Below are 3,111 nucleotides of genomic sequence, written 5' to 3' on the forward strand. Positions count from 1 at the left end.
GGCCGCGGGCGGCTGCTGCGGCAGCGAGCCGCAACCCGCGAAATCCGGCAGCTGCTGCTAGAACGCCAACGATCCGAACAGGAGAGCGATCATGACCAAGGAAGTGAAGGTGCTCGGCACCGGCTGCGCCAACTGCCAGACTACCCTCCAGCTCGTCGAGCAGGTGGCGTCCGACCAGGGCGCCGACATCGATCTGCAGAAGGTGGAGGACATCGGCGACATCATGAGCTATGGCGTCATGTCCACGCCCGGCGTGGTGGTGGACGGCGAGGTGGTGCACGCCGGCGGGGTGCCCGACCGCAAGAAGGTGTCGGAGTGGCTGGCCGGCTGAGGCCCGAATTCTTCAATAACCGGAGGGCCACGATGCCTTTTCCCCGAATGCTTTATCCCTTGATGGTCCTGCTTCTGGCGGCCGGTGTTCCCCTGGTCGGCTCCCCGGGTGCGCAGGCCGGGGATGACTTCGGCCCCCTCGAGCTGGAGGAGGTGGCCGACGGCGTCTACGCCCTCATCGGCCCCACCGGTCCGCGCAGGGCCGACAACCATGCCCTCAACGCCAACTTCGGCTTCGTGGTTTCCGGCGACGGCGTGGCGGTGATCGACAGCGGCGCCTCGCCGGCAGGTGCCGACCTCATCCATGAGGCCGTGCGGCGGGTGACCGACCAGCCGGTGCGCTGGGTCCTCAACACCGGCAGCCAAGACCACCGCTGGCTCGGTAACAGCTACTTCAAACAGCGCGGCGCCACCATCCACGCCCTGGCGGCCACCACGGGCACCCAGAAGCGCTTCGCCGACCGCCACCGGGAACGCCTGAAGGGGACGCTGGATGCCGAGGAAGCCGCGGCCATCGACCCCGTGCGCGCCGCCGAGCCCCATTCGGGTGACCGCGCCCGTCTCGAGCTCGGCGGCCGGGTGCTGGAGCTGCGCCGCTTCGGCGACGCCCACTTCCCCGGCGACGCGGTGGTGTGGCTGCCGGAGGCCCAGGTGCTGTTCGGCGGGGACCACATCTACGTGGACCGCATGCTGGGCATCCACCCCTTCAGCGATGTCCAGCAGTGGCAGGAGGCCTTCCACGCCGCCATGGACCTGGGCCCCGAGCGCATCGTGCCCGGCCACGGGGGCGTCGCGGCCCCCGCCAAGGCCCAGGCGCAGACGGGCGACTACCTGGATTGGCTGGTCGAGGAGGTGGGCCAGGCGGTTGAGAAGTGGGAGCCGTTGAGCCAGGTCACCGACCGCCTCACCAAGGCGGCGCCCGAGAAATTCAAGGCGCTGCGCCACTTCGACAACTGGCATCCCACCAACGTCAGCCGCACCTACACCCAGCTGGAAGCGGACCTGTAGCCGGCCCGGCTAGCCCTGCCCGGGCCGAATCGGGCCGCCGACGGGCCGGGGCCCGGCGGCCCATTCGGGAGGAAGTCCCATGCTGGCATACGAGATAAGCGCCGAGCGCGTCGATGCCCACGGCAGCCTGGCCCGTTGCGGCGAGGCCGAGATCACCCTGGACACCGACGCCAACGGCCGCGGCGACGCCTTCAACCCCGCCGAGCTGATGCTGGCGGCGGTGGCCGCCTGCATCATCAAGAACATCGAGCGGGTCAGCCCGCGCATCGGCTTCGACTTCCGCGGCGTGACCGTGCGCGTCCACGGCGAGCGCCAGGACCGGCCGCCGCGCATGGCCCGCGTCACCTACGCCATCACCGTGGATACCGACGAGGACGACCACAGCCTGGAGCTGCTCCACGAGAACGTGCGCAAGTTCGGCACTATCTACAACACCCTGGCCGACGGCACCGGGCTCACCGGCACCCTGGAGCGGGCCAGAGGGTAGGCGGACTGCCCGCCCTCGGCTCGGTTTCCGAGTCCTCCACACCGTCACCGGAGCCATCCTTTTGGGGCCGGACACGACCGTGGTGGGCGTTGAGTAGCGAAACTGCACCGCCGTTGGAGGGAAGGCATGACCGTTGTAATGACCGCCGCCGTCGCGGTCCTCGTGCTGGCCGGACTGTTCTCCCTGCTCGGCCTGGGCGGGGCCATGCTGTACGTGCCGGTGCTGCACGGCCTGGGGTATGATTTCAAGGCGGTGGCCATTCCCACGGCCCTGCTTCTCAACGGCCTGACCACCCTGTCGGCGGCGGTGGGCCACGCCCGGGCGGGGCTGGTGGACTGGCGCGGCGGTCTGCCCATGGCCGTTACCTCCCTGGCGGCGGCCCCCCTGGGCGCCCTGGGCACGCGCTACCTGGCCACCGAGACCCTGGTCCTGCTGTTCGCCCTGGGCCTGGTGGCGGCCGGCGCCCATATGCTGGCCGGCGCCCGTCGGCCCGAGCCCGAAGCGCTTCTGCCTGCCGGGCGCCGTGCGGCCCTGACCGCCGCCGCCGGTCTGGGGGTGGGCGCCATCGCCGGGCTGCTGGGCATCGGCGGGGGCTTTCTGATCCTTCCACTTCTTCTCGCCGTGGGCTATCCCACCAAGCAGGCCGCGGCCACCTCGGCCTTCATCGTGGTATTCGCCTCCTTGTCGGGGTTCGCCGGCCACGTCGCCGTCGGCCACTTCCACTGGCCCCTGCTGGCGGCTACCGGCCTGGCGGCGGTCGTCGGCGCTCAGCTGGGGGCGTGGGTCATGCGCGAGCGCCTGCGGGCCCGCTGGGTGCGGCAGGCGTTCGGCGTGCTTCTGCTGGGCGTGGCGTTCCGGCTGGTGTGGCCCGTTCTGTTAGCCTAGCGGTTTGCCGTCGCTGTCTGTCCGAGTCGCCAATCAACAAGGATGAGCCGTTCCCATGACGAGTTCCGGCAAGATGCGATGGCCCGCCCGGCTGGGGCTGGCCGCGGTGCTGGCCGCCCTGGTGGGCCTCGCCGCCTGGGGCGTGATCAGCCGCAAGGCGGAGCTGGCCGCGGCGCCGCGCTTCGAGGCCGCGCCGGCGGCGGTGCATACCGTGACCGCGGACAGCGCTACGCTGGAGCGCACCCGGCGCTATTTGGCCGAGGCCGAGGCGGTGCGTGCGGCCGATGTGGCCGCCCGGATCACCGAGCGGGTGACCGCGGTGGCGGTGGACGAGGGGGATACCGTCGCCGAGGGCGATGCCCTGGTCGGCCTGGACGCCTCCCAGGTGGCGGCGCGGCTGG

4 protein-coding genes and 1 pseudogene are annotated in these 3,111 nt (G+C 71.2%); all 5 read left to right on the forward strand.

The features are described 5' to 3' along the window. Positions 1-91: 91 nt before the first annotated feature. On the forward strand, positions 92-331 hold the full coding sequence (locus V5A19_RS14160; RefSeq protein ID WP_332319939.1) for a thioredoxin family protein: 240 nt from the start codon (positions 92-94) through the stop codon (positions 329-331). Positions 332-363: 32 nt separating this feature from the next. Beyond that, the gene (locus V5A19_RS14165; protein WP_332319938.1) at positions 364-1,338 is read left to right on the forward strand and encodes an MBL fold metallo-hydrolase; all 975 of its coding nucleotides are present in this window, start codon (positions 364-366) and stop codon (positions 1,336-1,338) included. Between the two features lie 79 nt (positions 1,339-1,417). Next, entirely contained in the window at positions 1,418-1,825 is a 408-nt protein-coding gene (locus V5A19_RS14170) for an OsmC family protein (protein ID WP_332319937.1), read from the forward strand. Positions 1,826-1,951: 126 nt separating this feature from the next. Then, positions 1,952-2,710: a sulfite exporter TauE/SafE family protein gene (locus tag V5A19_RS14175; protein WP_332319936.1), complete on the forward strand. Its 759-nt coding sequence runs from the start codon at positions 1,952-1,954 to the stop codon at positions 2,708-2,710. 55 nt (positions 2,711-2,765) lie between these two features. Beyond that, positions 2,766-3,111, forward strand: a pseudogene (locus V5A19_RS14180) (hypothetical protein); the annotation flags it as partial.

This window comes from Thiohalorhabdus sp. (assembly GCF_036628635.1).
Taxonomy (GTDB): domain Bacteria; phylum Pseudomonadota; class Gammaproteobacteria; order Thiohalorhabdales; family Thiohalorhabdaceae; genus Thiohalorhabdus.